Origin of the sequence: Halarchaeum salinum (assembly GCF_039520965.1) — an archaeon.
GTDB classification, from domain to species: Archaea; Halobacteriota; Halobacteria; order Halobacteriales; family Halobacteriaceae; genus Halarchaeum; species Halarchaeum salinum.
Map to the genome: position 1 here is coordinate 25432 of NZ_BAAABL010000020.1, position 25099 is coordinate 50530.

At 65.6% G+C, this 25099-nt stretch carries 26 protein-coding genes; 10 read left to right on the top strand and 16 right to left on the bottom strand.

The window, feature by feature from the left end:
* Together ABDZ36_RS01555 and ABDZ36_RS01560 are read right to left on the bottom strand one after the other, a co-directional pair.
* The gene (locus ABDZ36_RS01555) at positions 1-1206 is read right to left on the bottom strand and encodes an ABC transporter substrate-binding protein (RefSeq protein WP_211312416.1); all 1206 of its coding nucleotides are present in this window, start codon (positions 1204-1206) and stop codon (positions 1-3) included.
* A gap of 78 nt (positions 1207-1284) precedes the next feature.
* Positions 1285-2262 carry a HEAT repeat domain-containing protein gene (locus ABDZ36_RS01560; protein WP_211312417.1) on the bottom strand — a complete coding sequence of 326 codons (978 nt, stop codon included), beginning with the start codon at positions 2260-2262 and terminating at the stop codon, positions 1285-1287.
* A 97-nt stretch (positions 2263-2359) separates the two neighbouring features.
* On the opposite strand from ABDZ36_RS01560, the gene ABDZ36_RS01565 reads away from it, so the two are divergent.
* Positions 2360-3583: an ABC transporter substrate-binding protein gene (locus tag ABDZ36_RS01565; protein WP_211312418.1), complete on the top strand. Its 1224-nt coding sequence runs from the start codon at positions 2360-2362 to the stop codon at positions 3581-3583.
* Between the two features lie 75 nt (positions 3584-3658).
* On the opposite strand, the gene ABDZ36_RS01570 is transcribed toward ABDZ36_RS01565, so the two are convergent.
* A complete protein-coding gene (locus ABDZ36_RS01570; RefSeq protein ID WP_211312419.1) occupies positions 3659-4693 on the bottom strand; it encodes a sodium:calcium antiporter in 1035 nt (344 codons plus the stop codon).
* Between the two features lie 125 nt (positions 4694-4818).
* On the opposite strand from ABDZ36_RS01570, the gene ABDZ36_RS01575 reads away from it, so the two are divergent.
* Positions 4819-5247: a universal stress protein gene (locus ABDZ36_RS01575; RefSeq protein ID WP_211312420.1), complete on the top strand. Its 429-nt coding sequence runs from the start codon at positions 4819-4821 to the stop codon at positions 5245-5247.
* Positions 5248-5271: 24 nt separating this feature from the next.
* On the opposite strand, the gene ABDZ36_RS01580 is transcribed toward ABDZ36_RS01575, so the two are convergent.
* The 4 genes from ABDZ36_RS01580 to ABDZ36_RS01595 form a co-directional block, all read right to left on the bottom strand.
* Positions 5272-5520, bottom strand: coding sequence for a hypothetical protein (locus ABDZ36_RS01580; protein ID WP_343749177.1), 249 nt, complete (start codon positions 5518-5520; stop codon positions 5272-5274).
* A 66-nt stretch (positions 5521-5586) separates the two neighbouring features.
* Positions 5587-6342 (bottom strand): proteasome assembly chaperone family protein, encoded by a 756-nt coding sequence (locus ABDZ36_RS01585; protein ID WP_211312422.1) that lies wholly within the window; start codon positions 6340-6342, stop codon positions 5587-5589.
* Positions 6343-6575: 233 nt separating this feature from the next.
* Complete coding sequence (locus tag ABDZ36_RS01590) at positions 6576-7583, bottom strand: aldo/keto reductase (RefSeq protein ID WP_211312423.1); 1008 nt, start codon at positions 7581-7583, stop codon at positions 6576-6578.
* A gap of 46 nt (positions 7584-7629) precedes the next feature.
* Complete coding sequence (locus ABDZ36_RS01595) at positions 7630-7758, bottom strand: hypothetical protein (protein ID WP_343749178.1); 129 nt, start codon at positions 7756-7758, stop codon at positions 7630-7632.
* Between the two features lie 554 nt (positions 7759-8312).
* Here ABDZ36_RS01595 and ABDZ36_RS01600 point away from each other — a divergent pair.
* The 3 genes from ABDZ36_RS01600 to mptA all read left to right on the top strand — a co-directional run bounded on the left by ABDZ36_RS01600 (position 8313) and on the right by mptA (position 12344).
* A complete protein-coding gene (locus ABDZ36_RS01600) occupies positions 8313-9629 on the top strand; it encodes a phosphoribosylamine--glycine ligase (protein WP_211312424.1) in 1317 nt (438 codons plus the stop codon).
* A gap of 707 nt (positions 9630-10336) precedes the next feature.
* Positions 10337-11203 (top strand): methylenetetrahydrofolate reductase, encoded by an 867-nt coding sequence (locus ABDZ36_RS01605; protein WP_343749179.1) that lies wholly within the window; start codon positions 10337-10339, stop codon positions 11201-11203.
* 178 nt (positions 11204-11381) lie between these two features.
* Positions 11382-12344 carry a GTP cyclohydrolase MptA gene (gene mptA / locus ABDZ36_RS01610; protein ID WP_211312425.1) on the top strand — a complete coding sequence of 321 codons (963 nt, stop codon included), beginning with the start codon at positions 11382-11384 and terminating at the stop codon, positions 12342-12344.
* 180 nt (positions 12345-12524) lie between these two features.
* Here mptA and ABDZ36_RS01615 read toward each other — a convergent pair whose 3' ends face one another.
* Positions 12525-12944, bottom strand: coding sequence for a hypothetical protein (locus ABDZ36_RS01615; protein ID WP_211312426.1), 420 nt, complete (start codon positions 12942-12944; stop codon positions 12525-12527).
* 324 nt (positions 12945-13268) lie between these two features.
* A complete protein-coding gene (locus tag ABDZ36_RS01620) occupies positions 13269-13661 on the bottom strand; it encodes a universal stress protein (RefSeq protein ID WP_211312427.1) in 393 nt (130 codons plus the stop codon).
* Between the two features lie 346 nt (positions 13662-14007).
* On the opposite strand from ABDZ36_RS01620, the gene msrA reads away from it, so the two are divergent.
* Positions 14008-14547, top strand: coding sequence for a peptide-methionine (S)-S-oxide reductase MsrA (gene msrA / locus ABDZ36_RS01625; RefSeq protein WP_211312428.1), 540 nt, complete (start codon positions 14008-14010; stop codon positions 14545-14547).
* 66 nt (positions 14548-14613) lie between these two features.
* On the opposite strand, the gene ABDZ36_RS01630 is transcribed toward msrA, so the two are convergent.
* A complete protein-coding gene (locus ABDZ36_RS01630) occupies positions 14614-15003 on the bottom strand; it encodes a DUF7522 family protein (RefSeq protein WP_211312429.1) in 390 nt (129 codons plus the stop codon).
* Positions 15004-15106: 103 nt separating this feature from the next.
* Between ABDZ36_RS01630 and ABDZ36_RS01635 the strand changes: the two genes are divergently transcribed.
* A complete protein-coding gene (locus ABDZ36_RS01635; protein WP_343749180.1) occupies positions 15107-16069 on the top strand; it encodes a M48 family metallopeptidase in 963 nt (320 codons plus the stop codon).
* 995 nt (positions 16070-17064) lie between these two features.
* Entirely contained in the window at positions 17065-17898 is an 834-nt protein-coding gene (locus tag ABDZ36_RS01640; RefSeq protein WP_211312430.1) for an SDR family oxidoreductase, read from the top strand.
* A 1-nt stretch (position 17899) separates the two neighbouring features.
* On the opposite strand, the gene ABDZ36_RS01645 is transcribed toward ABDZ36_RS01640, so the two are convergent.
* Positions 17900-18700: an aldo/keto reductase gene (locus tag ABDZ36_RS01645; RefSeq protein WP_211312431.1), complete on the bottom strand. Its 801-nt coding sequence runs from the start codon at positions 18698-18700 to the stop codon at positions 17900-17902.
* Between the two features lie 160 nt (positions 18701-18860).
* On the opposite strand from ABDZ36_RS01645, the gene ABDZ36_RS01650 reads away from it, so the two are divergent.
* A complete protein-coding gene (locus tag ABDZ36_RS01650) occupies positions 18861-19301 on the top strand; it encodes an Hsp20/alpha crystallin family protein (RefSeq protein ID WP_211312432.1) in 441 nt (146 codons plus the stop codon).
* A 63-nt stretch (positions 19302-19364) separates the two neighbouring features.
* Here ABDZ36_RS01650 and thiM read toward each other — a convergent pair whose 3' ends face one another.
* From thiM to ABDZ36_RS01670, 4 genes are all read right to left on the bottom strand, one after another.
* Positions 19365-20192, bottom strand: a complete 828-nt coding sequence (gene thiM, locus ABDZ36_RS01655) for a hydroxyethylthiazole kinase (RefSeq protein ID WP_211312433.1) — start codon at positions 20190-20192, stop codon at positions 19365-19367.
* Entirely contained in the window at positions 20189-20839 is a 651-nt protein-coding gene (gene thiE, locus ABDZ36_RS01660) for a thiamine phosphate synthase (RefSeq protein ID WP_211312434.1), read from the bottom strand. The genes thiM and thiE overlap by 4 nt, the downstream gene beginning before the upstream one ends.
* Before the next feature lie 135 nt (positions 20840-20974).
* On the bottom strand, positions 20975-22309 hold the full coding sequence (locus ABDZ36_RS01665; RefSeq protein WP_425545293.1) for a nickel pincer cofactor-dependent isomerase, group 22: 1335 nt from the start codon (positions 22307-22309) through the stop codon (positions 20975-20977).
* Positions 22310-22411: 102 nt separating this feature from the next.
* Positions 22412-23323 (bottom strand): TIGR03571 family LLM class oxidoreductase, encoded by a 912-nt coding sequence (locus ABDZ36_RS01670; protein WP_211312436.1) that lies wholly within the window; start codon positions 23321-23323, stop codon positions 22412-22414.
* Positions 23324-23473: 150 nt separating this feature from the next.
* Here ABDZ36_RS01670 and thiD point away from each other — a divergent pair, with 150 nt between their 5' ends.
* On the top strand, positions 23474-24676 hold the full coding sequence (gene thiD / locus ABDZ36_RS01675) for a bifunctional hydroxymethylpyrimidine kinase/phosphomethylpyrimidine kinase (RefSeq protein ID WP_211312437.1): 1203 nt from the start codon (positions 23474-23476) through the stop codon (positions 24674-24676).
* A gap of 16 nt (positions 24677-24692) precedes the next feature.
* On the opposite strand, the gene ABDZ36_RS01680 is transcribed toward thiD, so the two are convergent.
* Positions 24693-25073 (bottom strand): ribbon-helix-helix domain-containing protein, encoded by a 381-nt coding sequence (locus ABDZ36_RS01680; RefSeq protein ID WP_211312438.1) that lies wholly within the window; start codon positions 25071-25073, stop codon positions 24693-24695.
* Between the last annotated feature and the right edge of the window lie 26 nt (positions 25074-25099).

A 25099-nucleotide genomic window follows, 5' to 3' on the forward strand; every position in this document is an offset into this window, starting at 1 on the left:
TCAGGCCTCCCCGTTGATGATGTCCGCGAGCCGCTGGCGGTCGAAGAGCTGTTCCTCGGCGGGGATATCGGGATACGTATCGGCGGCGTACCCTGGCCACGCGCCGAAGATGTCCGGATAGAACTGCTTGGCGGTCATCTCCAGTTGGAAGAGGTTCATGACCGGGCCCTGCCGGGGGTTACCGGACGCGTAAAGGCGGTCGTTCTGGACAGCGGTGAGCTGGGAGCCGACGCTGTGCGTGCGGATGGACTCCTTCACTTTGGGGACGTCGTAGTACGACGAGATCCCGTGGTTCATGATGATGACGTCCGGGTCGGCCTCGAGCATCGTCTCGTAGTCGACGAGCTTCCCGCCGTACTCGCTCGTCTGGATGTCCGCGAACACGTCGGTAGCGCGGAGCGGCCGTGTGTGTGCGAAGAAGTAGCCGGGCTGATTGAGCTTGTGGACGTAGAACGCGTCCTCAGAGAGTCGGGGGTACACCATTCCGACGGTGGGACGCTCGTTCTCCGCCGGGAGTTCCGAGCGGACGTCGCTCATGAGGGACGCCCGGAGGTCACTCAGGCGCTCGAAACGCTCCTGTGCTTGGAAGACCTCGGCGTACTTCGCCGTCAGCTCCCAGAGGGTGTAGTACTGGTAGGAATCGCGGTAGCCTTCGGGTGGCTGGCGGTGCTTGCGGCTATACATGTTCCCGAAGAAGGGTCCGACGTTCTCCTCGACTTCTCGGATGTCGGCGTCGCTCCACGCGTCCAGCGAGCTGAGATACGCAGGATCGACGAAATGCACGTCGCTGTCGAGTTCGTAGAGCACCTCCTTGCCGTAGTCGCCCACTTTCTCGAGGTCCAGCCAGTCGGTCGAGACGTCGAGTTTCGGGTAGTAGTATCGCAGCGACGGCGTCGTCGTCGACGGGTTCGACGTCGACTTCGCCGCGCTACCGTGACCGAGCGCGGCCGTGATGTCCAGATAGTTCGTCGAGCCCGCCAGCACGTTCTGTGGGACAGCGCCAAACGTCACCTCGCCCATCGGAGACATCGTCACGGAGTACGAATCGTCCGTCTCGGTCGTAGTCGTCGTCCCGGTCGGCGTCGTCTCCGGCGACGTGGTCGTCTCACTCCCCTCCGTGCCTGCGCATCCCGCGAGCAGGCCACCGCCAAGTGCCAACCCGCCATACTTCACGTAGTCGCGCCGCGTCGGTTCGTCTCTCGGCATATTTTTAGGCTAGCCTAATCCCGTATAACCACTTCGGTTTCGGTGCTGACGGTGTCGGACGGCGGACACGCGGAACGGTCAGTGCGGCGCGCCACAGCGCGGACACATCGGCGGGCCGGCCTCGGGGAGCGCGAGCCCACAGTTCGGACACTCGCCGTCCGGGGCCGTGACCTCCTCGGCGGCGTCGACAGTCGTTCGGTGGAGACCCGCCACCGTCCCGAGATCGTCGGCGTCGGGCTCGTCACGGTCGTTGAGCGCGAACCGGGCGCGCGCCGCGACGAACGGGTCGTCGTCGCGGAGGGCGTCGAGGGCGTCGGAGAGCGTGTCATCGTCGGTAGGGCGTGCGAGGAGACCGATCGTTTCGGCGGCGCGGGCGCGGACCCACGGGATGTCGTCGTAGAGCGCGTCGCCGAGGGTATCACGCGACTCGGCGACGGCATCGGGGTGCTCGCACGCGACCGCCGTGAGAGCAGTACAGAGGTGGTAGCGAACGAGATCAGCGTCAGCGTCGAGGTGGTCGGCGAGCCGACCGGCGTGGTGGCGGAGCCGCGAAGGATCGCCGAGCGTGACGCATTCGATGGCGAGCGCGAACTTTTCGGTGATCTCCGTGTCAGAGGCATCATCGAGTCCGAGGAAGAGGTCGGCGATGACGTCGGGCGTCGCGGCATCCGTTGGGTACTCACAGGCGACGTGTCCAAGTGTTTCGGCGCTCCGTCCCCGAACGTAGCGGAACTCGTCGGGGTCGACGAGGCGCTCGGCGAGCGCGGAAACGACCGGCCGGACGCGGGCGGGATCGGTGGCGGCGAGCGCGGCGAACAGCTTCGCGGCGGTCAGCCGAACGGTCCGGTCGTCGTCGATGAGGAACGCAGTGAGGTCGGACACGAGTGGTTCGAGCGTTTTCGGGGCCGTTTTCGCGCGATCGCGGAGGGCGCGCAGCACCCCCTTGCGCGCGTCGACATCGGCGTCGCGGCAGCGTTCGAGGGCCGCGAGGGCATCGGCCTCGTCGTCCGCGTCGAGCGCGGCGAGCAGGCGATCGGTCGGCGGCTGCGATCCCATTACCGTGTCCTCGCGTGTGCTGAAGTTTCGGCTCTTCGGTCGGTCGCGGCGTCGGCGAGGAGAAACACTTATGAATTTTTAGGCTGGCCTAATTCCTATGTCAGAAGACGACGCGACGAAACGAGTGACGACGCGCCGGAGCGCGATTAAGGGTGGCACCGCACTGCTCGGCGGCGGACTGCTCGCCGGTTGCTCCGGCGGCGGAAGGGATGGGAGTACGATGACGGGCGAAACAACGAGCGACGCGATGGGGGGCGAAACGACCTCAACCGAGGGCGGGTCATACGCCGTGACGATGTCGCCGATGGGCAAGGTGCTCTTCGACGATGTGCCAGAACGCGTCTACGCCGGCCAGCCGAACACGGTCGACATGGCGGTGGCCGCCGGGAAGGCCGACGCGCTCGACGCGATGTACTACCCCGAGTACAACGGCACGGTGCTCGATCACTTCTACGCGCGCCTCGACGGCGTCTCGCTCGACTGGAGCGAGCTGGAGAACGCGTGGGGCATGGGGCCGGAGGGGTTCTACGAGCTCGACAGCGACGTCCACCTCACCGATCCCGCGTACGCCTCGACGCTCCAGACCCTCGACGCGGACGACGTGACGAATATTGGCGACGACGTCGGACCCTGGTTCGGCAACTATTACAGCGGTGCGCACACCGCGCCGCCGGCGGCGTACGAGGGCGACTACGAGTATTACGGCCTCTGGGAGATCGCGGCCCGCGTCGCGGAGGTCTTCCGGGCCGGGGCGCGCCACGACGCGCTCGCCGAGGAGCACGCGGCCCTCCGGACGACGATCGAGGAGGGGCTCCCACCCGCGGACGAACGGCCGAGCGCGGCGCTCGTCTTCCCGGGCCAAGACGGGACGCTCTGGGCGTATCACCTCAACGCGCCGGGTTTCCTCTGTGCGCACACGCGGCCGCTCGGCGCGACGGACGCCTTCGGCGACGACGAGTGGTCGGGCACGACGAAGCAGGTCGACTACGAGACCATGCTGGATCGGGACCCCGACGTCCTGCTCGTCCTCTTCACGATGGCGTCGAGTTACCGCATCGCGGACGTCCGCGCGGAACTCGAAGACGATCCCGTCGCGAGCGAGATCAGCGCCGTCCAAAACGACCGCGTGTACGCACAAGGGGTTCGCTACCAAGGCCCGATCGTCTCCCTCTTCCAGACCGAGATGACCGCCAAACAGCTCTATCCCGACGCGTTCGGCACATGGCCACGCTACGTCGACGGTGAGGACTACCCGGAGATTCCCGCGGACGAACGGCTCTTCGACCGCGGGCACGTCGCAAACGCCGTAACGAGCGAATAGCGCGAGACGAGCCCACCCGCAACGGCGGCCGCGTCGAAGACGCGACTCGAGATAGCTGGGACAGCCGAGGCCGCCCTACACGCCCTTGATGAGTCGCGTGAGACCCGCGGTTTCGGCGACGATCCAGCAGACGAAGAGGCAGTACATGCCGAGGAGCGCGTACGATTCGACGCTCGTGAGCGAGAGGTCAGTGCGGAGGATCGTGAAGAGAAGGACCGTTGCGAGGGTGAGCACGGCGAACATCGGGACGGCGACGGCGAAGTTCACGGGAACGCTCCCGGCGATGAAGACGCCGATGGGGATGGCGACGAGGAGGTCGAAGGTGTTCGATCCGAGGACGTTGCCGAGGCTGGTGACGCCCTTGCCGGCACGGGCGGAGCGAATACTGACGAGGGCGTCCGGGAGGCTCGTCGCGGCGGCGACGACGGTGACGCCGGCGAGGAAGACTGGCACGCCGAAGGCGGCCCCGAGGAACTCGACGCTCCCGACGAGTTGCTCGACGGCGACGAGGATGACGAGCAGGCCGGCGGCGAGCCGACCCCACTCGCGAGCGACCGCGATCGACGCCGGCGGCTCCGCGGCCTCGTGGTCGCCGACGTCCTGCCACTGGATGAAGAGGTAGAGGCCGTAGAGCAACAGCGGGATCGCGGCGATTGGGCGCGTGACCGTCCCGACGAGCGTCCCGGCAGCCGCGGGCGTGTAGATGACGGCGAGCGCGAACGTGACGACGAGCGTCGCGACGGCGATCATGTAGAACTGCGCTTCCTTGTAGACGATCGTCCGGTTCGTGTCGAGGTGTTCGTCGGCGGCGAGCCCGGAGAGTGCGGGGATGACGAGGATGTTGAAGATTGCGGAGCCGACGATCGCGCCGACGCCCATGTCGAACGCGCCGGCGAACGCCGCGAAGACGACGCTCGCGAGTTCGGGAAAGCTCGACCCGACGGCGACGACGATCGATCCCTGGACGACCGCCGGCAGCCCGTAGTGCGCGGAGAGGCGTTCGGCCGCGGTTTCGAGCCAGCCGCTCCCGACCCAGATGAGGGCGGTGGCGGCGGCGATGACGAGCACGCTCACGAGCGGCGTGTCGGGAAGCAGACCGTGAAGGGCCATCGTACGATCGTCGCGCGGCCGAGCGCAAGAATCTGCCGACGTCCGGAGATGGGTGAGGAGAGGGACGGGAGCGGGTCCGTCGACGAGGGACTGATGTTTATGGGGTGGGGGACGTATCGGGGATCGTGTACGACGAGATACTCGTGCCGACGGACGGGAGCGCGGAAGCGGAGGTAGCTGTCGAACACGCCGTCGATATCGCGGCGACGTATGGGGCGCGTCTCCACGCGCTCTACGTCGTCGACGCGAGCGCATACGCGACGCTCGACGTGACGGAAACAGTCGTGGAGGATCTCGAAGACGAGGGGGAGGCGGCCGTCGAAGCTATCGCCACGGCCGCGGCCGACGCGGGGGTCGAGACGCAGCGCGCGATCACGAAGGGGAACGTCCACGAAGCGATCACGGCGTACGCGCGGGCCAACGACATCGACCTCATCGTCATGGGGACGCACGGACGGCGGGGCCTCGACCGGGTACTCGTCGGAAGCGTCACCGAACGCGTCATCCGCACCGCTGACGTCCCGGTGTTGACGGTGCGCAGCGAGACGGAGTGAGAGCGAAAGCTGACGGGAGCGGCGTCAGCGTCGCCGTCTGCCGGTGTCGACCCACGTCCGCGTCGACGCGACGAGCAGGTTGCCGGCGGCACCCGTGACACCAACGCCGACACCGAGGCTCGCGGCACCGGGCGTCCCGGCGAGCAACCCGAGCGCGTAGAGGACCACGCCGAGTGCGGCGCAGAACGCGAACAAGTGTTCGACGGCCCCGGCGACAGTACGCACCGGTGTCGCCGGCGGATCGGGTAACCGGCCGCGCACGGTCGTTTTCATCACATTTAATGATGATGTTTCCGGCTACATAATTGTTTGGGTTATGTTACCACGGATATTTCGGCGTCACATATACATTCCGTCCTCGGTGTCGTAGCCGGCGAGCGCGTCCTCGCCCTCGGTACCGGACGCCAGGCGCTCGGCGAGTTTCCCGTAATACTCGCGGAGTTGCTCGCTCAGCGACTGGAGGTCGCTCTCGTCGACGTCGAAGTCGTAGACCGATTCGATCGCCGTCAGCAGACGGAGCGAGGCGTCGACGTCCGGTCCCGGCGGATGGGTCGGTGTGAGGTACACACCGACCTCGGGGGCGGCGTCGTCGAGGCCCCGAGTGACGAGTTCACCGGCGACGCCGTCGAGGAAGCCGTTCGCGAGCGGGTGAAAGACGTCGTCCGGGAGGCGATTCGTTCTGTATCCGTCGGTCGCGACGTGGAACACCGCGTGTTCGTCGGGACCGTGGGCGAACGGGACGCCGTGGAGGACCGCGATTTCGGTGACCTCCTGCGTATTCGCCCACGCGAGGAGAGCGTCGGCGTACGAGCGCGCGGCCCCCATCGGGACGAACAACTCACCGACGAGCACGGACAGCGGGGCGTCGTCGAGGGTGTACAGCCGGCTATGGTGGCGCGGGACGCCGGCCTCGAGGGGAGCGATCGCCGGGAGGGCGTCGGTCGAGACGTGACCAGCCTGTTCCGAATCGAGGTGCCGAACGAGATAGTCTGCCGCGGTCACGCCGGCGAGCCCGGGATACGTCTGGCCGACGACGAGGGTCGTACCGGTTTCGCGATCCGAGTCCGTGGCGACGTCGAACGAGGACTGCGACATGGGACTGACGTCGCTGGCGACGACCCTAACTCTATCCCCCCTCAGACGCGCTGGGAGAATACCCCAGGGGTTGGTACCGCGAGTCGAGCAGGGCGAGATCCCCCTCACCACGAGCGAGTACGACCTCGACGAGATCAACGAGGTCGCGGTGAAACTCAAGCACAACGAGATCGAGACCGGGCCGTCACCCGGCCGTGATCGGTGGGAAACCGTAGGCGAGCGACAATCCGGCCTCAGGCCGACGTCTCGTAGTAGTCGCCGCTCTCGTCGTAGCGCGCGTCGCGGATCCGCCGGCGCTGGTTGCCGGAGAGCGAAATAGTGACCGCACCGAGGTTTTCGGCGAGTTGATCAGGGGTGCGCGCGCCGACGATCGGGACGCAGGTGAACGCCTCGCGCTCGATCAGCCACCGGAGTGCGACCTGTGCGGGCGTCGCGCCGAGTTCGCCCGCGACTGAGCGAATCGCATCAAGGACGTGCCACCCGCGCGCGGAGACGTAGTAGTCCGAGAACAGGTCGTCGAGTTGGCCGCGCGATCCTTCGGGAGCCGTCACGTCGTAGGCGTCCTCGCCCCCGCGCTCGTACTTCCCGGTGAGGAAGCCGCCGGCGAGCGGTGAGTACGGACAGACTGCGAGGTCCTGATCAGCACAGACGGAGAGGTAGTCGGCGACGTCGCGTTCGTACGCAGCGTGGTAGAGCGGCTGGGTGACGTCGAAGCGCTGGAGCCCCTCGGTGTCGGCCTTCCAGAGGGCCTTCGTGAGTTGCCACGCGGCCATCGTCGACGCGCCGAGGGAGTGGACCTTGCCCTCCTCGACGAGGCCGGTGAGGGTTTTGAGCGTCTCGGTGATCGGCGTCTCGTCGTCCCAGCGATGGATGTAGTAGACGTCGAGATAGTCGGTCCCGAGGCGATCGAGCGTCCCCTCGATCTCGGCGCGGATCGTCTTTCGCGAGAGGTTCTCTTGGAAACGCGACTCCTGCGTCCAGTAGACCTTCGAGGCGAGCACGTAGTCCTCGCGATCGCGCTCCGCGAGCCAGTCGCCGATCCACTCCTCGCTCTTCCCGTCACCGTACCCGTTTGCGGTGTCGATGAAGTTCCCACCGGCGTCCGCAAAGGCATCAAGTAGCTCGTGGGCCTCCTTGCGGTTCGTCTCCATGACGCCGTCGGACTCCTTGCCGAAGCGCCACGTTCCGAGACAGAGTTTCGAGACATCGATCCCGGTCGCGCCGAGTTTGGTGTACTCCATACGGCACCTCCGTCGGAGCGGCGGATCAAATCACCGGTCGCGGCGGTCAGTCGTCCGCGACGGCGAGCGCACGACCGGGTGCGTCGTCGCAGTCGTGCTCGAAGAGGTCGTCAACGAAGGCGAAGTCGGTATCGCAGACCGCACACCGAAGAGTACCGACGGTCACGGTTGCCATCAGGCGACCACCCCCACTCCGTAAGAGCACTGCCGATACCGTGTGTGGGCGGCGACCGGGACGGACCGGCTAGGGGTAGTGTCCGTGCAAGGCGTGGTGTCGACGGCTGTGGACGACGTCGTCACAGTGCGTCCTTCGCGGGGTAGCCATGTAAGTGTAACCCACGATTTGCCACGCGGCACAGCCCGTCTCGAATGGACGTCCCGTAAAGTGAGCCATATAATCTGAACAGTATTACTGATCAGTATATTTTCTTAGTAATTCTGTATAGTGAGGAGGTCGGCGATAGCAGCGGGTGAAGCGACGGAATAGTAACAGGAAGGAGTCGGCGACCCGCCGTATCACGGAAAGGGCGGGCGGATCCGCCCCGGCCGGCCAAGGGGGAGAGGGGGGATAGCCGACCGCTGTGTGGCCGGTATCGGCCACGGTTCGTCACAACTTCTACGTGATAAAAGAACCATCCCCTAAGTATATAGATTCGGCGGCGTGATTAGCCGATTAGAGGCCGGGAGTCACGCCGGCAGTTTTTACCTTCCGTCGCGCGGAGAGGACGTATGGACGCGAAGAACTTCCTCTTCTGTTCGCTCGACGCAGCGCTCATCACGGACATCGCGTGGCAGGTACACCGGGAGGGACACGACGTGAAATACTACATCGAATCCGAAACCGACCAGGAGATCGGTGACGGGTTCGTCCCGAAGACCGACGACTGGCGCGCCGACGTCGAGTGGGCCGACGTCATCGTCTTCGACGACATCTGGGTAGGGGACGACATCGGGACGGGCGAACTCGCCCAAGAACTCCGCGAACAGGGGAAGGCCGTCGTCGGCGGCACGCCGAACACCGATCGCCTGGAGGAGGATCGCGGATACGCGATGGAGGTGTTGGAAGCGAACGGCGTGAACACCATCGACCATCGCGTCTTTCACGACTTCGGCGAGGGGATCGACTTCGTACGGGAGAACCCCGCAGCGTACGTGATCAAGCCGCTCGGCGAGGTCCAGAACGTCAAACGCCTCCTCTACGTCGGGGAGGAGGACGACGGTAGCGACGTCGTCGACGTCCTGCGCGCCTACGAGAAGTCGTGGGGCCACCGGATGAAGGGGTTCCAGCTCCAGCGGAAGGTCGAGGGCGTCGAAGTCGCGGTCTGTGGCTTCTTCGACGGCACGGGGTTCGTCGATCAGGTGAACATCAACTTCGAGCACAAGCGGCTCTTCCCCGGAAACATCGGGCCGTCGACCGGCGAGATGGGGACCTCGATGTTCTGGACGGAGCGCAACCGGCTGTTCGAGGAGACGCTCGGCAAACTTGAAGAGTGGCTCGCCGAGGAGGGATACGTCGGCAGTATCGACATCAACTGCATCGTCAACGAGACCGGGATCTATCCCCTGGAGTTCACGCCACGCTTTGGCTACCCGGGCGTCGCCATCCAAGAAGAGGGAATCGAGTCCGGGACCGGCGAGTTCTTCTACGATCTCGCACACGGGAATGACCCCGACCTCGACGTCCACCGTGGGTATCAGGTCGGCGTCCGCGTCGTGCTCCCACCGTTCCCCTTCGACGACGAGCAGACGTACGACGAGAACTCGCGGAACGCCGCGGTCGTCTTCGACACGGAGAGCCGCGAGGGAATCCATCTCGAGGACACGAAACGCGTCGACGGGCAGTGGCGCTGTGCCGGCGAGAGTGGCATGCCGATCGTCGTCACCGGGAAGGGTGAGACGATGCGAGAGGCACGGGCGGAGACGTACGACCGGATCGACCGGATCGTGATGCCAAACATGTACTACCGCGACGACATCGGCGAGCGCTGGGTCACGGGCGACGGCGATCGGCTACAAGCATGGGGATACTTGGGCCCGCGAGCGTAGAAGTCTGTCCGACGACGGTTGAGACGTGATTTCCGGTCGTCTCAGGCATCGGGGGGACGACGGCGATGTCGTGCTGGAGGCCGGTCGCCGGCACCGTGTTGTAGCGGAGCCTCGAAATCATCACCGAACCAATGGGACCGACGGGATGGCGTCCGCGTTCTCCGTCGTGCTCTCGACCTCGACGTCGCCGACGGGTTCGTACCCTTTGTCGGTGTCCGCATTAGGCCGCCTTAGAACATCTGACAACAAGCGCAGACTTAGAACTATTACGAAGATAATACGTCGGCGAATCACAAAACACATTCGATATGACTGTTGAGCGCGAGGCGGGACGAAAGCCGCACAGAGGGCGCGGGTTGCATACTCGTCTCTTCACAGAGATGTGTCGAGACACCACTCTTCCCATAGTCAGGAGTTTACATCAATACCTATGTAATTGTAAACGTATCGACCGATCAACACGGTCGCGGAAACAGTCCGTGAGTCAACGAATCAGACGGGGACCGACCGAACGACGAGTATCTCGGAATCAAACCGATCGCAGTAGCCGCAAACATGATACACAGCAGGGAGGAATACTTATACTGCTAATCCTGCATCTCGTAAGTAATGTCCCGTGAGTACGTTCGACCAGTTGAGACGATAGCCGTCGTGAACGACAGCGACGGTGCCGCCGCGCGACAACTACGGTAGATCGGAGGCACAGCATGGCACGAACCACATCGATGTCTGGCGACTCGACAGCATTGCTCGCTGACCCACGCTACGAACTGATGCCCTTCGATACGTTCGACGATCAGATCGAACACCTCCCGGACGGGGCGACAGTCACGATCACCACCTCATCACAGTTCGGTATCGAGCGGACGATCGAAGCCGCCGAGGAGGCGGCCGAGCAGGGCTTCGAAGTCGTCCCGCACGTCTCCGCGCGGTACGTTCGCGGTGATGAACACCTCGCCGAAATCGCGAGGCGACTCATCGAGATCGACGTCGACGACATCTTCGTTCCCGGTGGTGATCGGGAGAAGCCGATCGGCGACTACGAGTCCGCGTACGATCTCCTCCAGGGTCTCGAACGGATCGACTGCAACTTCGAGGAGGTCGGAATCACCGGCTACCCCGAGGGCCACGACTTCCTCTCCGACGAGACGCTCGCGGAGTCGATGGCCAACAAGGCACCGTACGCGACGTACGTCGCGACGCAGCTCTGCTTCGATCCGAACGCGGTGCTCGAGTGGATCACGGAGATCCGCGCGCGCGGCGTCGATCTCTCTGTCGTTGTCGGGATTCCGGGCGTCATGAAGTACCCACGCCTCCTCTCTATTTCCCGAAAAGTGGGCGTCGGCGACTCCGTTCGCTTTCTCCAGAAGACGAACGGAATCCTCGGCTTCTTCCGTCAACTCATCGGCTCGCGCGGGAACTACACGCCGGACGCGCTGGTTGACGGCCTCGAACCGCACGCCGACGACCCCGAGTACAACATCCAGTCACTCCATATTTACACCTTCAATCAGGTGCCGGACACGGAGTCGTGGCGGAAGAGCCGGCTTCGCGATTCATCCCCCCATGCCTGAAGACGTCCCCAGAACGCGACGCGTTTTGATGACGGCGAATAGCTGTGTTTTGAGTCACCGACACGCGAAGGGCGCACGGCGAGAAAGGCGTAGCGCTGAATACGACGTTGTGGGCGAAGGGAGCGCCCAAGCCGGCCAAAGAGCAAGGAATAAACAGGCAGCGACCCATCGGGAAGTAATGCCAGACGAGTTTCCGGATGTGCAGGCATCGACGCCGGACGTCTCGGTGGGGTTGAGTCATGTGGGTGTGACCGGCGTCGAGAAGCTAGTAACGCTCGAACGCGCGGAGAAGCGCCCGATCGTCCTGATGGCGGAGTTCGAAGTCTACGTCGACCTTCCGAAAGAGCGCAAGGGGATCGATATGAGCCGGAACATGGAGGTTATTGACGAGACGCTCCAGTCGGCTATTGACGAACCGACCTATCAGGTCGAGGACGTCTGTGGCGAAGTAGCCGACCGCCTGCTCGCGAAACACGACTACACCTCGCAGGCCGTCGTCTCGATGGAGGCCGAATACATGATCAGCGAGGAGACGCCGGAGTCGGAGCGCCCGACGCAGGCGACACTGGACATCATCGCGTCGGCGACGGCGCGGGAGGGCGAGGAGACGCGGGAGGAAGTCGGCGTCCGCGTCACCGGGATGACCGTCTGTCCCTGCAGTCAAGAAATGATGTCCGCGCGCGCCGTGGACCGCCTCGCGGAGCTCGGTGTCGACGAGGACGACGTGAAGGCGTTCCTCCGCGACGTCCCGCAGGCCGGCCACTCCCAGCGCGGGCACGCGACGCTGACGATCGAGACCGCCGGAACGCCCGACGTTGACCTGCGCGACCTCATCGATATCGCTCGAGATTCGATGAGCGCGCGGATCTATAACCTCGCGAAGCGTCCGGACGAGGACCACATGACGTACGAGGCGCACGCGAACGCCCGGTTCGTCGAGGACTGCGTCCGCTCGATGGCCGAGCAGGTCGTCGAGAGCTATCCGACTCTCCCGGACGCGACCGTCGTGACGATGAAACAGTCGAACGACGAGTCCATCCACCAGCATAACGCGCACGCAGAGCGCATCGCCTCTCTCTCACAACTCCGAAACGAGGTCGACGACGGCGAGGGCACCAAGGGCGACGACGGCGAGGAGTAGGCCTTCGAGAATCCAACGTGGCATCGAAACCAACTGGTGGTCCGGGTCCCACGGTTGCAGTAGCCCTCCGCCTCAACGGGCGCATCAGCGAGTCCGGCGGTGACCGGCTCAGTCGGAAGCGACACCCCGTCGATGGCGACGAGCGGCCGGACCTCCGATGTCTTGTTCGTCAAAAACGCCTCACGACCCCCCGTCGCTCTCGAACGCCGCCGTCGGCGCGTCCGGCTCGGATGCCGGCCCGACGCCCGAACCACCGTCATGGACGGTTTCAGCTAGCGCCGTCGCTCGCGCCAGTGTGGCGTCATACGCGTCGTCAATCGAATCGCTCGCTCGGTTTCGCGGGCCGCGTCGTACGAGTAGCCGAAGAAGCCACCGGGTAGGAACGTCGTAATCGCCGCGAACGAGCGTCTCGTCCGCGATGAGGGCGTCGATGGTGGCGAAAACGCCGCTTCCGTTGGGGCCGATGGTCGTCACCTCGGTCGGCGTGACGCCGAAGTAGCCCCACCCAGCAGCGTCACCATCGGTCTCGTAGAAGAACGACGGATCGCGCGTCTCGACGCCGTCCGGGCGTTGACCGCGCGCACGGCAATAGCGTCGCAAGGGTCCCCGATAGCAGTCCGGACTTCGACGGGGACGCGTGCACCGGCCGGTGCGTCACGCGCCGCCGCACGGAACGACGCCCGGTCGGTGACGGTACGAACGTACTGCTTGCTCACGGCCGTATTCGGATGCGAACGGTCAAACAAATTTCGGAAAGTATGTTGGATCTATCAGTTCTTGCAGTGCGTCAACGAGAGAGACTGATTGATTTGCCGTCGGTCGATCAACGCGAATCGGACCAGCGTCGTAGCGTAGCGGCACGGCGGCCCGTGCGGGGTTACGCAGACTCAGGGAGGAAACCCACGACGGGAGTCGTGAGAGAAGTCACTCCGAGATACTCTGGACGACGACCGGTCGCTCGGCGTCGAGGATCACGCGCTGCGTCGTACTCCCGAAGACCGCCTTTCCCGTCGGGGAGCGCGACCGGCCGGCAAGGGCGATGAGATCGGCGTCGAGGTCGCGGGCTGCCTCGACGATCTCGGTCGCGGGATCCCCGCTGCGCTCGATCAGGTTCGTCTCCACGCCCGCGTTGTCGAGCAGATCCTGTGCCTCGTGGACCGACTCGATTTGGCCAACTGACGCGCCCCCGGGGTTGTCCGTAAACACATGGAGGAGCGTCACGCGGACCTCTTCTGTCTGGAGCGGCATGCCGAGGATCGACTCGATCTGTGCATCGGCGCGGTCCGAGTCGTCGAGCGGGACGAGGATCTCGTACATCTACGCACGCCCCCCAAGCGGTCGCCCACTCTGCGGTGTCGTCGAAACTAGCTGCGTCAGTTCGATTCGGCTACCGTGCATATCTTCCAGATATCTCCGGTCGATAATTATAGTTTGGTTCATCCGCGACGCAGGCGGCGGATCGGAAGGTACGTCCTAATCACATCAGAAGGGCCGGATCAGAGTGTTTTCGCGGTCTAACAATCAGCTCCGCATACCGTTGTGAGAAATGATGTATTTGGTTCGAAGTTGTCGAGAGGGGGCCAGTGCGGGAGCGGATGGACGGGTACAGTATCGAAAGGACGTGCGCGCCAACTACATACGGGTGGACAGCGTATATGGAAGTATGACTGCCAGCGAGACCGCGACGTTCGGTGGCGGGTGTTTCTGGTGTATCGAAGCCGCTTTCGAGGAGCTCGACGGCGTCACCGACGTCACGTCGGGATACGCGGGCGGGAGCGCCGAAAACCCGACGTACGAGGCGGTGTGTTCGGGCGAGACGGGTCACGCGGAAGTCGTCCAGGTCGAGTACGACCCGGACGTCGTCTCGTACGACGACCTACTGGCGGTCTTCTTCACGATCCACGACCCGACGCAGGTGAACCGACAAGGGCCCGACGTCGGCTCACAGTACCGCTCGATCGTCCTCACCCACGACGAGGACCAGCACGGGCGAGCAGAGGCGTACATCGAGGCACTCGACGAGGAGTACGCGGACGACGTCGCGACGGAAGTAGAGGCGCTCGACACCTTCTACCGCGCCGAGGAGTATCATCAGAACTACTTCGCGAAGAACCCGAACGACGCGTACTGCACGATGCACGCCCAGCCGAAGGTCGAGAAGGTGCGCGAAGCGTTCGAAGCGAAAATCGAGCGGTCGGCATAACGGCCGTCGGGCGAGCGCGTCAGCTACTCGCCGTCCCGAACGGCCAGTCCGAGAGGTGCGAGCGGGCTAGCCGTCGGTCTCGTCGAGCCCCTCGATCTGCTCGACGATCCACGGAATATCCGAAACGTCGTCGTCGAGATAGACGATAACGATGCTCGACTCACCGTCCCATCTCCACCCGTGGACGTTGACGCCGTCCTCGTAGATACGGATCGTCACTTCGAGGTCGCCAAGCGTGGGGTGTAAGGACTCCTGATACGGGACCTCGATCCATTCGAGTGTATGTTCCTCGACGATGTCCGTGGCGTCCTCGATCTCGTAGCGCTCGCAGAACGCCGACTGGGTGTACGCGAGAGTGTACTCTTCGTGTTCGGTGTCACCGTGGACGACAGCCTGGAGGTGGTCACCGAGCCGCTCGCGCGCCGCGTCGACGAACCGATCGATGTTCTCGGGCACGTCCTGACACACCGAGCGAACGGACATCAAACGGTCGGCCGAGAGGACGAACCGACCAAAGCTGCCGGAACGGGTTTCACGCGAGCGGCCGTACGCGAAGGCGATGCGACGTCCCGGTCTTCGAGTGGCGATGGCGGCGGTCGGGCTCGCGCTCCTCGTCGGCTACGCTGGCACTGCGGCCCTGGCGTACTGGGTGCTCGTGACCCTGTGGGAGACCCGACCGGACCTGATGACGACGCTCGCGATCGTCACCGTCGGTGTGGTCGTCTTCGGCTACCTCAGTTACGCGTTCGGAACGCGACGGCTCCTCGCACAGCTCGACGCGACGCCGATCGCACGAGAACGCGCGCCCGGGCTCTACGAACGGACGACAGCGCTCTGCGAGCGAATGGAGACGCCGGTTCCGGACCTCTACGTCGGCCGGATGGCGACGCCGAACGCGTTCGCGCTCGGCGGCGTCGGTAGCGGCGTTGTCGTCCTCGATCGGTCGCTGTTCCGTCTCCTCACCGCAGACGAGCTCGAAGCCATCCTTGCACACGAGCTCGCGCATCTCGAAAGCCACGACGGGCTGATCAAGACGCTCGCGTTCAGTCTCGGGGAGACCCTCACGGGGCTCCTGTCGATCGTCCTTTTTCCGGCCGTCCTACTGACGACCGGGATGGCGAAGGCGTGGGCCTGGTTCACCGGACGACCGGGAACGTGGGCGCGGACCCCGTTCGGAACGCTGCGGCGCGCCCTCGACGGCGTGATCGCACTCGGACTCGTCGCGCTCGCGATCGCCGTCAACGCCCACTCGCGGAGCCGAGAGCTCGCCGCGGACGATCGGGCGGCGGACGTCACGGGCGATCCACTCGCGCTGGCGCGGGCATTACGGAAGATCGAACGCGCGAGTGAACCCGCGTGGTCGATCCTCTCGCCGCTCTATATCCACGATGACGCCGGCGACGACCGACCCCCCATCCGGAAATGGTTCTCGACGCATCCCGACCTCGACGAACGCGTCGGTCGTCTTCGCGAGAAGGCGGCGAGATCAGCTCCGCGAGAGGACGGCGAGGACGAGGGGTGAGTGAGTCCACGTTTCGATCGAGTGACGTAGATCGTGGCGATCTCGGGGGCAGCGCTCGGGTGGTGCGCAGAGCCGACGGTCGGCCGAGGTGAACTACCCCAGACGGGCCGAGCTACTCCGGACGTGGTGGTGTCGGTCCGTACGGATCCGAACTCCGAGTGGGGTTCAGCGACCGACTGCTCGGTGGTGGTACGATATGCAGTCGATGGCGAACGAGAGACAACACCACCATGTCCGCAGTAACGAGGTTCGAGAGGAGCGAATACGTGGTTCGTTGATGTCGCTGGTGTTGGGTGGCGAATCGAGTGAGCTGGTGTAGTTTCGTATCCACCGGGAATACCGGCGGCGAGAGACGGAGACGGTGCCGTCGGGACCGATTACTGAGTACCGGTCGATGGACAGACCCAGGATCGAGGGTCGGATAGGGAACACCCCACCGTGTCCGCTGTTCTCGGAGACGGGATCCGGGAGGGTACGGCGGGAACACCCTCCCCCCACTTTGTCCGCAGTAATGCGTCGAAGAGGAGGAGGGGGAGAACAGGATGAGGTAGTATTTGCCGAGGAAGAGGGTGGAGAATTACTTCCGATAGAATGATTCAATAAATGAAGCGGAGAGAAAACAAATGTCAAAAACATCAACTATACTACTATTTCTTCAAGCTGTACTACGGATACTATTCTTCCTTCCTTGCCTTAGTTCTATCGCTACTCTAGAGACTTCCTCTCTACCCCCCTCTCTTCCCTCCGTTACTGCGGACAAAGTGGAGGGGGGGGGTTCTAGCCACAACCCTCATGTAGATCAGATCGTTCCATATCAAGACTTGGAACAGCGGACACTGCAGACACTGCGGACACTGCGGACACTGCGGACGCGGTGGTGTACGCGCGGTCCGGAACAGCGGACACGCCGGGGTCGCGCCTCGGTGCACTCGCGTTCCGCCCTTCTACCGAGTCGAACCGAAAACCCCCAGTAGCACCTCGCCCTTCGTTCGGCCGTGCGTGTCCTCGTCACCGGTGCGACCGGTCGGTACGGTTACGCCGCCGCACTTGCGCTCGTCGAGACGGCCGCCGACGTCACGGCACTCGTCCGCGACCCCGGCGCGACGGCAGCTACCGACCTCGAAAAGCGCGGCGTTCGTCTCGCGCGCGGCCGACGCGATCAACTCGATCACGTCGAGGATGCACTCGCCGACGCCGACGGCCTCTTCCTCGCTGTCGGCGGTCCCGGCGCGAACGCGCGAACCACGGCCGACCGGGCTGAGACGCTCGTCCGCGCCGCCGATCGCACGGATGCAACTGTCGTCCACGCGTCGCTCGTCAACGCCGACGTGCGCCCTGGCGTCCCCTTTGTCGACGTTCGCGGTTGGATCGACGCCGATCTCGTTTCCCGAAGCGTCACACACGTCTCGTTACGCCCCGGCATTCCTCTCGATGCGTTCGAGCGCGCCCGCGACGCCGTGGCCGCGGAGTGCCGCGTCCCGTTCCCCCTCGACGGACACGCTCGCGTTCCGCTGATCGATCCACGCGACGTCGGTCGAGCGGCCGCCGCCGCGTTCACCGACGAGCGTCCACCCGACGGGGAACGCCTCCCCGTCGTCTCCGGGGCGTACTCGCTCTACGACGTCGCGGACGCCCTCGAAGCCGTCCTCGATCGTTCGATAGAGGCGGATCCGCAGGGGCCGACCGCGGCCCCACGCTCACTCACCGCGTTCTACCGGTGGGCCAACGAAGGAGCGCTCCTCGGGGTCGACACCGACGCCCTCGCCGCACGCTACGACGTCGATCCGGCACCGATTACCGACTACTTCGCACGCGCGGGCTGGACGTAGTTTACTTGTTCCAGGGGGCCGCCGGGAAGTCCACGAGTCGCTCCTCGCGCTCGATTCCGTCGATCCGCGCGATGTCCTCGTCGTCGAGGTCGACGTCGAGCGCGCCGTAGTTCTCGACGATGTGGGCCTTCGAGGTGGCTTTCGGGATCGCGGCGACGTTCTCCTTCGCGAGGAGCCACGCGAGCGACACCTGATACGGCGTCGCGTCGTGCTTCTCGCCGATCTCGACGAGTTCGGGGACGTCCGCGACTTCGCCGCGTGCGACGGGGCAGTAGGCAACGAGCCAGTGGTCGTCCGCGAGCGCGCGCTCGTGGAGCTCGTCCTGCTGGAGGAGTGGGTGCATCTCGACCTGGTGGGCGAAGACGGGGGCCTCCAGGCGCTCGATCGCCTCGTCGAGGAGGTCGGGCGTGAAGTTCGAGAGCCCGACGTGACGGATCGTTCCCGCCTCTGCGAGTTCGTCGAGCGCCGGGAGCGTCTCCGCCGGGTCGTACGTCTCGATCGGCCAGTGGACGTAGAGCAGATCGAGGTACTCCGTATCGAGCTTTTCCAGGCTCTCCGCGGTCGACTCGTGAACCGCGTCCGGAACGAGGTTGTCCGTGTCGAGTTTCGTCGCGAGAAAGACGTCGTCGCGCTCGACGTCGGCGGCGGCGATCCCGTGTCCGACGTGCGACTCGTTGTCGTACATCTGCGCGGTGTCGACGTGGCGATACCCTGTTTCGAGGGCCGTCTCGACGGCGTTCGAACACGCGTCGGGGTCCGTGTTCCGATACGTGCCGAGGCCGAGTCGGTGGAAGTCGCTCATCGAATGCGCCTACGTCCGTCGGCCCGAAAACGCTGCGGGCCTCGGTGTGCCCTGCGAGCCGCGACTGCCGCCACGACGTTCACCGACGATCCCGTCGCCTTCTCATCTGTCTTCTCGCCGCCGTCATCCCTATATTCGATCCGCCCGTCCCCTCCAGTGTATGCCACGTCGCAACCCCTTCGACGACATCGACCGACTCTTCGATCGACTCAATCGTCAGTTCGAGGACGCGGCCGAGATGATCGAATCGGAAGGCGGCGACGCGCTCGCGACCGGGTTCGCCGCCGACGTCGAGGACACAGGCGACGAGTTCGTCGTCACCGTCGACCTCCCCGGCTTCGAGAAGGAGGACGTCGACGTCCGCGTGCAGGATCGCTCGCTCTCCATCACCGCCGAGCGGACGGCCGAAACGGAGACGGACGGCGACGACGAGTCGACGTACGTCCGCCGGGAACGCCACGGTCAGTCCGTCTCTCGCCGGCTGACACTTCCCGAACCGATCGACACGGACGCCGTCTCCGCGACGATGAAAAACGGCGTCCTCACGGTCACGCTCGGCAAGGAGGACGAATCGGGCGGCTACCATATCGAAGTCGAATAGCGGCGCTTCCCGCTTCCCTCCACGCGTCGACTAACGTCGATTTTCGCCCGCTTTTTCACGTCCTCAGGCTTCGATGACGCGTTCGATCCGTCCATCCGTATCGGGGTGATCGACACCGTCGAGGCCGGCGACGGCGTCGAGGAAGGCGACGCGATAGCTTGCCGGCCCCTCGTAGTCGCCGAACGCGCCCGCCGCTGCGGCCTCGCCTGCGACGCCGAAAGCGAGCGTGCCGGCGAGCGCGGCCCGTTCCACATCGTCGAGCGCCGCGGCGAACGTCGCGAGTGTCACGCCGAGCATACAGCCGGTGCCGACGACCTGTCCGAGCATGGCGTCGCCGGCCGTGACCTCGTAGGCCGCCTCTTTCGTCGCGACGACGTCGGTTTCGCCGGACGCGACGACGACGGCGGCGGTGTCGCGTGCGAGCGCCATCGCCGTCTCCGCGACGTCCGCGTACTCGCCCACGGATTCGACACCACGAACCTCCGCGTTGTCGCCCGCGAGCGCCGTGATTTCGCCATAGTTCCCCTTTACGACCGTCGGATCGAGATCGGAGACGAGCGCCTCGGCGACGCGGTCGCGGGTCGGCGTCGCGCCGACGCCGACGGGGTCGACGACGAGCGGGACGCCATGCTCGTTCGCGGCACGGCCCGCCGTCAGCATCGCCTCCTCGCCGGCCTCGCTCACCGTCCCCATGTTGAGGAGACAGCCCTGTGCGCCCGCGACCATGTCGTCGACCTCGCGGGCGTCGTCGGACATCACGGGGAGGCCGCCCCAGTGAAGGGTGACGTTCGCGACGTCGTTGACGGTGACGGCGTTCGTCACGCAGTTGATCAGCGGCTGTTCGTCCCGGATCGTGCCGAGGCAGTCGGTGATGGTGAAATCGGTCGTCATCGGTCGATAGATGTCGTGGCTTCTCGTACCGCATTCGCGAGCTCGCGGGTCGCGTCTTCGGGATCGTCGGCGACGGTGATCGCCGAGACAACGGCGACGCCGTCCGCGCCCGCCTGGATCACGTCCGGTGCGTTTGCGGCCGTAATGCCACCGATCCCGACGATCGGGACGTCGACGGCGTCCGCGATCGCGGCGACGGTCTCGGTGCCGATCTCCGCGTGTTCCTCGTGGACGTCCTTCGAATCCGTGGCGTAGACGGCCCCGACGCCGAGGTAGTCCGCACCGGCCTGTACGGCGTGTCGTGCGGCCTCAACCGACGAGACTGAGCGGCCGACGATTGCCTCAGCGCCTAGCACGTCGCGCGCGGCGGCGATCGGGAGGTCCTCGTCGCCGAGGTGGACGCCGTCCGCATCGACGGCCGCCGCGATGTCCACGCGGTCGTTCACGAGGTACGTGACGTCCGCATCGCGCGTCTGTTCGCGGAGCGCGCGTCCGAGGTGGTAGCGCTCGCGCGCCGTCGCCCCCTTCTCGCGTAACTGCACGATGTCGACGCCGCCGTCGATGGCGGCCGCGACGACGTCCTCCGTCGTCCGCCCGCGCGATCGGCTCCCCTGCGTGACGAGGTACGTGCCGAACTCGGTATTCACGGGTTGTACTCAATAGTGGTTTCCGCGGCGAGAAAACGATTGTGGTCGGTGCCCTCTGGTGTGCTCTCAACCCCCGTACCCGCGAGATACGGCGGCCGACGGACTCGACGACTGTTCCGCCCCGATCCGGCACGATCAGCCGTCGTGGGGTGATGGCGCTGTGAACGCCCCGTCCTCGAACGCGATCGGCTCCGGCTCCGCCACGACACGGAGGTCGTCGCGTTCGCGGGCTTCGTCGACGAGCGCGCTAGACGCGTAGAGCCGTCCGAGGTGCATCGTGTCCGCCGCGCGGAGCATGCGGACCTCGTCGCGATCGACGACGCCGATGGTCGAGAGTGCCGCGACGACGCCGGCCCGATCGGTCTCGACGACCGGCGGAAGACGGACGCCGCGCGTCGTGCTCGCCGTGATGGCATTGATGAACGTCGTCGCACTCGCCAGCTCCGCCGCGACATCGGCGTGGACGAAGTCGGCCGATCCCATCCCCATCGCGTTCCCGTGCGTCGCCTCGGTTAGTCCGCGGGTGTAGATGCGCTTGATCTCCGGCAGGTCGGGACCCGGCTCGTTGATCGCGAACGGCCTGCGACCGATGACGTTCGTGTCCATCCCCTGTCCGCTAATGTCCTTGCCCTGCTCGTCGAAGACGACGATGTCGAGTTCGTCGAAGGGGAGCGTCGGCATGTTATTGTAGGCCGTCTTGAGGAGTTCGGCTTCACGGTCAAGGAAGCCGTCCGGGCGGATGCCCTCGATTATCATCGTCTCGTCGTACTGGTCCTCAACGAGGGCGACGCCGCCGACGATCGGGAGTGAATCGAGGAGTTGGTCGGTGATCTCCGGAATCATATTCCGGAAGCTCCAGTTGAGCGCCCACTCGTGGGCGATTTTCGCCCCGCGCTGTTTACCCATGCCGATGACCATCATCTTCGAGAGCCCGCTCTCGACGTCGCCGTCGAAGTCGGTGTGCGGTTTGACGCGGTTGATCGGGAGAATCGCGTCGGCGGCCGCTGCGTTCGCGTCGGCGACCACGGGGACACCCCGATCGGGCGTCTCACCGACCTGCACGACCTCCATGCTCGATCGAATCTCACACCCGATCTCCCCTTCGTTGACGCCGAGTTCGTTCAGCATCTCGCGTTGGCCCTCGGCGGTCGCGCCGCCGTGGCTCCCCATCGCTGGGAAGACGAACGGCTCGTACCCTAGTTCGTCGAGGCGATCGACGACCGCGGCGACAATCGTCGGGAGGTTTTCGATCCCCCGACTCCCGACGCCGACGGCAACTTCTCCACCGTTCGGCACGTCCGCCAGCGCCAGCGATGCCGCTGCGTCGCCCGCGCGCGCCGCGACATTGTCCGTCGGGATCGGGTCCGTCTCCCACACCTGTTCGATGACGCCCATCTCGGGGAGCGGTGTCTCACCACATGCTTCGAGGACCGTTGATTCGGGCACTACGAGATCGTCCCGTGTGTTCATGTCCCCCATAGGGATATTTTACGTGAAAAACGTATGGCTTTCCGGCGGATGCCGGGGCCGTCCGGGGCGCTGGCCGGGCCGATCGAGTAGTCGCCGGTCCGCCTACAGTTCGTCCACGACCACCGCGGCAAAGCGCTCGTACGCCCGCTCGCGGTCGTCGCCGCGTACGCCGACGATGATGTGATCGACGCCCCACGCGTCGAGATCACGGAAGTAGTCGCGGAACCACGCCGCGCCCGCGCGAAATCCCTGATTCACATGTTCGGGATCGGCGTCCGGGTCGTCGGCGAGATCAACGGTACACGTCGTCACGAACGGCTTCTCGGTCCGGTCGTGCCAGTCGTCGAGATAGCTCCGCAGGGTGTCTTCGGGCAGATGGTAGAAGAGCCAGCCGTCGGCGTGATCAGCGATCCACTCGCGGGACTGTCTGCTGTTCCCCGTGGCGAGCAGCGGTAGATCGCCGGCCGTCGGCTTCGGAACGACGTCGAGCGTCCCGTCGAGGGTTCCCCAGCGAGTCTCGACCTCGGGGTACTCCTCGCGCCACGCCGCCCGGAGGACGCGGACGCTCTCGCGGAACGCCGCACCGCGCTCGGCTTCCTTGATGCCGAAAGCCTCGTACTCCGGTGGGCGATCGCCCGAGGCGACGCCGAGCACGAGTCGGCCGTCCGAGAGGTGGTCCAGCGACGCCGCGGCCTTCGCGACGTGGAGTGGGTGGCGCAGCGTGAGCACGACGCTCGCCGTCCCGAGTATGATGTCGTCCGTTCGGCCGGCGACCCGAGACAGCCACGTCCACGGATCGAACGTCTGGCCGGTGTCGCCGAATTTCGGCCAGTACGTCGGCACGTCGCGCGCCCACAGCGCGTCGAAGCCGAACGCTTCGAGGCGCTCGGCGAGCGCGAGTTCACGCTCAACGTCCGGGCGTTCCTCGTCGGCGTCCGTCAGCGGGAACGTCGTCCCGACCGTCAGCGCGTCGTCGCCGAACAGCCGCTCGTACCCCCGGTTCGCGTTCTCCACGCCGACTCTGGGAGCCGCGGCGACGAAAAGCCGCCGGCCCCGGAACGAATCGCCGACCGAGCCGCCGTCCACTACGCTATTGTATCACCGCGTAATACTCCCGTGTATGTCGTTCACTGCTTTCGCGCACGCCATCGTGGAGGTGGCCGCATGACCCGTCGCGCCGCCCCGGTCGACTCACCCGTCGCACTCACGATTGCCGGCAGCGACTCCGGTGGGGCCGCGGGCATCCAGGCTGACCTGAAGACGATGGAGGCCTGCGGCGCGTACGGCACGAGCGTCGTCACGAGCGTCACCGCACAGAACACTCGTGGCGTCCACGGCGTCCATCACCTTCTACCGGACGACGTCATTGCGCAGTTCGACGCCGTCACCGACGACTACGACGTTCGCGCCGCGAAGACGGGGATGCTCGGCACGCCCGAGACGCTCCGCGCCGTCGTCGATTCCGTCGCCGACTTCGACGGTCCGCTCGTCGTTGATCCGGTCCTCGTCGCCACCGCTGGTGACGTGCTTGCCGACGACACCGTCGCCGCGGCCTATAACACCCTCTTTGCGCACGCGACGCTCCTCACGCCGAACGCGAGCGAGGCCGCGACGCTCACCGACTCACCCATCGAGACCCGCGGCGACGCCGTCGCGGCAGCCGAAACCCTCCGCGAGCAGGGGGCCGATGCCGTCCTCCTCACCGGCGGCGACCCCTATACCGACGACGAGCGCGCTGTCGACCTCCTCGTCACCGACGAGGGCACCCGGACGTTCGCGAGCGAGCGTATCGACACCGAACGCACCCACGGCTCCGGCTGTACGATCTCCAGCGCGATCACTGCCCGCCTCGCACACGGGGACGACCTCGAAACCGCCGTCGAGACGGGGATCGACGTGGTCGCGCGTGCCATTCGCTACCCGCACGCCGTCGGCGGCCCGACGGGGAGCGTCCATCACCTTGCGACGATCCGAAACGACGCCGCGCGCGACGGGGTCGCCACGGCCGTCCGTAACCTCGCCGCTATCGAGTCTGTGACCGACGCCGCGGGCGCGACGCCGTACGCCGAGGGATTCGACGATATCGCCGGTGGTGAGGACGGCCGATTCGGCGATGCCGGCTATCTCGGCGAGATCCTGCTTGCCGCGCGCGAACGCGACCCCGCGCTCCGCTACGCGCTCACGGTCGAGAACGGGACCACGCTCGCCGCCGGCGTATCGCCGAGCGAACTCGACGCGTCTGACCTTCCAGCGGAGCGTGTCGCCGCGCTCGCCCTCGACGCCGACGGGACGGCGATTCGATCCCCCGACGGGACCGTCACGCTCCTCGCGTCGACCGGCGCAGCGCTCCGCGATCGACTGGCGTAACTGCTGTCCGCCGCGCTTACTCGCGGTACTCCGCGAGCAGGTCCTCCAGGAGTAGCGCGCGCGGGTCGGCCGGCGAATACCGACTGTCGACGAGGTCCGTCGCCGTCTCGACGTCGCCGCGCATCGCCAACTGGCGGACGCGCGCGGCCGTCTGGATGAACTCGTCGTCCATCGACCCCTCGTCGGGCTCCTCGTCCGCGGGGCCGTCCGCAAACACCTCCGCGTACAGCTCGTCGTAGTCCAGCATCGCCGGCTCGTACTCCTCGTCGACCTGTTCGAGGACGCACTCGACGGCGAAGCGCTGGAACTCGGAGCGGTTCGTGAAGAGCCCGCGCTCGACCAGCTCCTCGGCGGCGTCGAGCACCTCCTCCGGGAACCGGACGGTCGATTTCACCATTCGCCCGTATCGAGGACCCCCATCGG

Coding starts and splice junctions, on each gene's coding strand:
- ABDZ36_RS01555 (WP_211312416.1), bottom strand. CDS start 1,206: ATGCCGAGAGACGAACCGACGCGGCGCGACTACGTGAAGTATGGCGGG.
- ABDZ36_RS01560 (WP_211312417.1), bottom strand. CDS start 2,262: ATGGGATCGCAGCCGCCGACCGATCGCCTGCTCGCCGCGCTCGACGCG.
- ABDZ36_RS01565 (WP_211312418.1), top strand. CDS start 2,360: ATGTCAGAAGACGACGCGACGAAACGAGTGACGACGCGCCGGAGCGCG.
- ABDZ36_RS01570 (WP_211312419.1), bottom strand. CDS start 4,693: ATGGCCCTTCACGGTCTGCTTCCCGACACGCCGCTCGTGAGCGTGCTC.
- ABDZ36_RS01580 (WP_343749177.1), bottom strand. CDS start 5,520: ATGAAAACGACCGTGCGCGGCCGGTTACCCGATCCGCCGGCGACACCG.
- ABDZ36_RS01585 (WP_211312422.1), bottom strand. CDS start 6,342: ATGTCGCAGTCCTCGTTCGACGTCGCCACGGACTCGGATCGCGAAACC.
- ABDZ36_RS01590 (WP_211312423.1), bottom strand. CDS start 7,583: ATGGAGTACACCAAACTCGGCGCGACCGGGATCGATGTCTCGAAACTC.
- ABDZ36_RS01595 (WP_343749178.1), bottom strand. CDS start 7,758: ATGGCAACCGTGACCGTCGGTACTCTTCGGTGTGCGGTCTGCGATACC.
- ABDZ36_RS01600 (WP_211312424.1), top strand. CDS start 8,313: ATGGACGCGAAGAACTTCCTCTTCTGTTCGCTCGACGCAGCGCTCATC.
- ABDZ36_RS01605 (WP_343749179.1), top strand. CDS start 10,337: ATGGCACGAACCACATCGATGTCTGGCGACTCGACAGCATTGCTCGCT.
- mptA (WP_211312425.1), top strand. CDS start 11,382: ATGCCAGACGAGTTTCCGGATGTGCAGGCATCGACGCCGGACGTCTCG.
- ABDZ36_RS01620 (WP_211312427.1), bottom strand. CDS start 13,661: ATGTACGAGATCCTCGTCCCGCTCGACGACTCGGACCGCGCCGATGCA.
- msrA (WP_211312428.1), top strand. CDS start 14,008: ATGACTGCCAGCGAGACCGCGACGTTCGGTGGCGGGTGTTTCTGGTGT.
- ABDZ36_RS01635 (WP_343749180.1), top strand. CDS start 15,107: ATGCGACGTCCCGGTCTTCGAGTGGCGATGGCGGCGGTCGGGCTCGCG.
- ABDZ36_RS01645 (WP_211312431.1), bottom strand. CDS start 18,700: ATGAGCGACTTCCACCGACTCGGCCTCGGCACGTATCGGAACACGGAC.
- ABDZ36_RS01650 (WP_211312432.1), top strand. CDS start 18,861: ATGCCACGTCGCAACCCCTTCGACGACATCGACCGACTCTTCGATCGA.
- thiM (WP_211312433.1), bottom strand. CDS start 20,192: ATGACGACCGATTTCACCATCACCGACTGCCTCGGCACGATCCGGGAC.
- ABDZ36_RS01665 (WP_425545293.1), bottom strand. CDS start 22,309: ATGAACACACGGGACGATCTCGTAGTGCCCGAATCAACGGTCCTCGAA.
- thiD (WP_211312437.1), top strand. CDS start 23,474: ATGACCCGTCGCGCCGCCCCGGTCGACTCACCCGTCGCACTCACGATT.
- ABDZ36_RS01680 (WP_211312438.1), bottom strand. CDS start 25,073: ATGGTGAAATCGACCGTCCGGTTCCCGGAGGAGGTGCTCGACGCCGCC.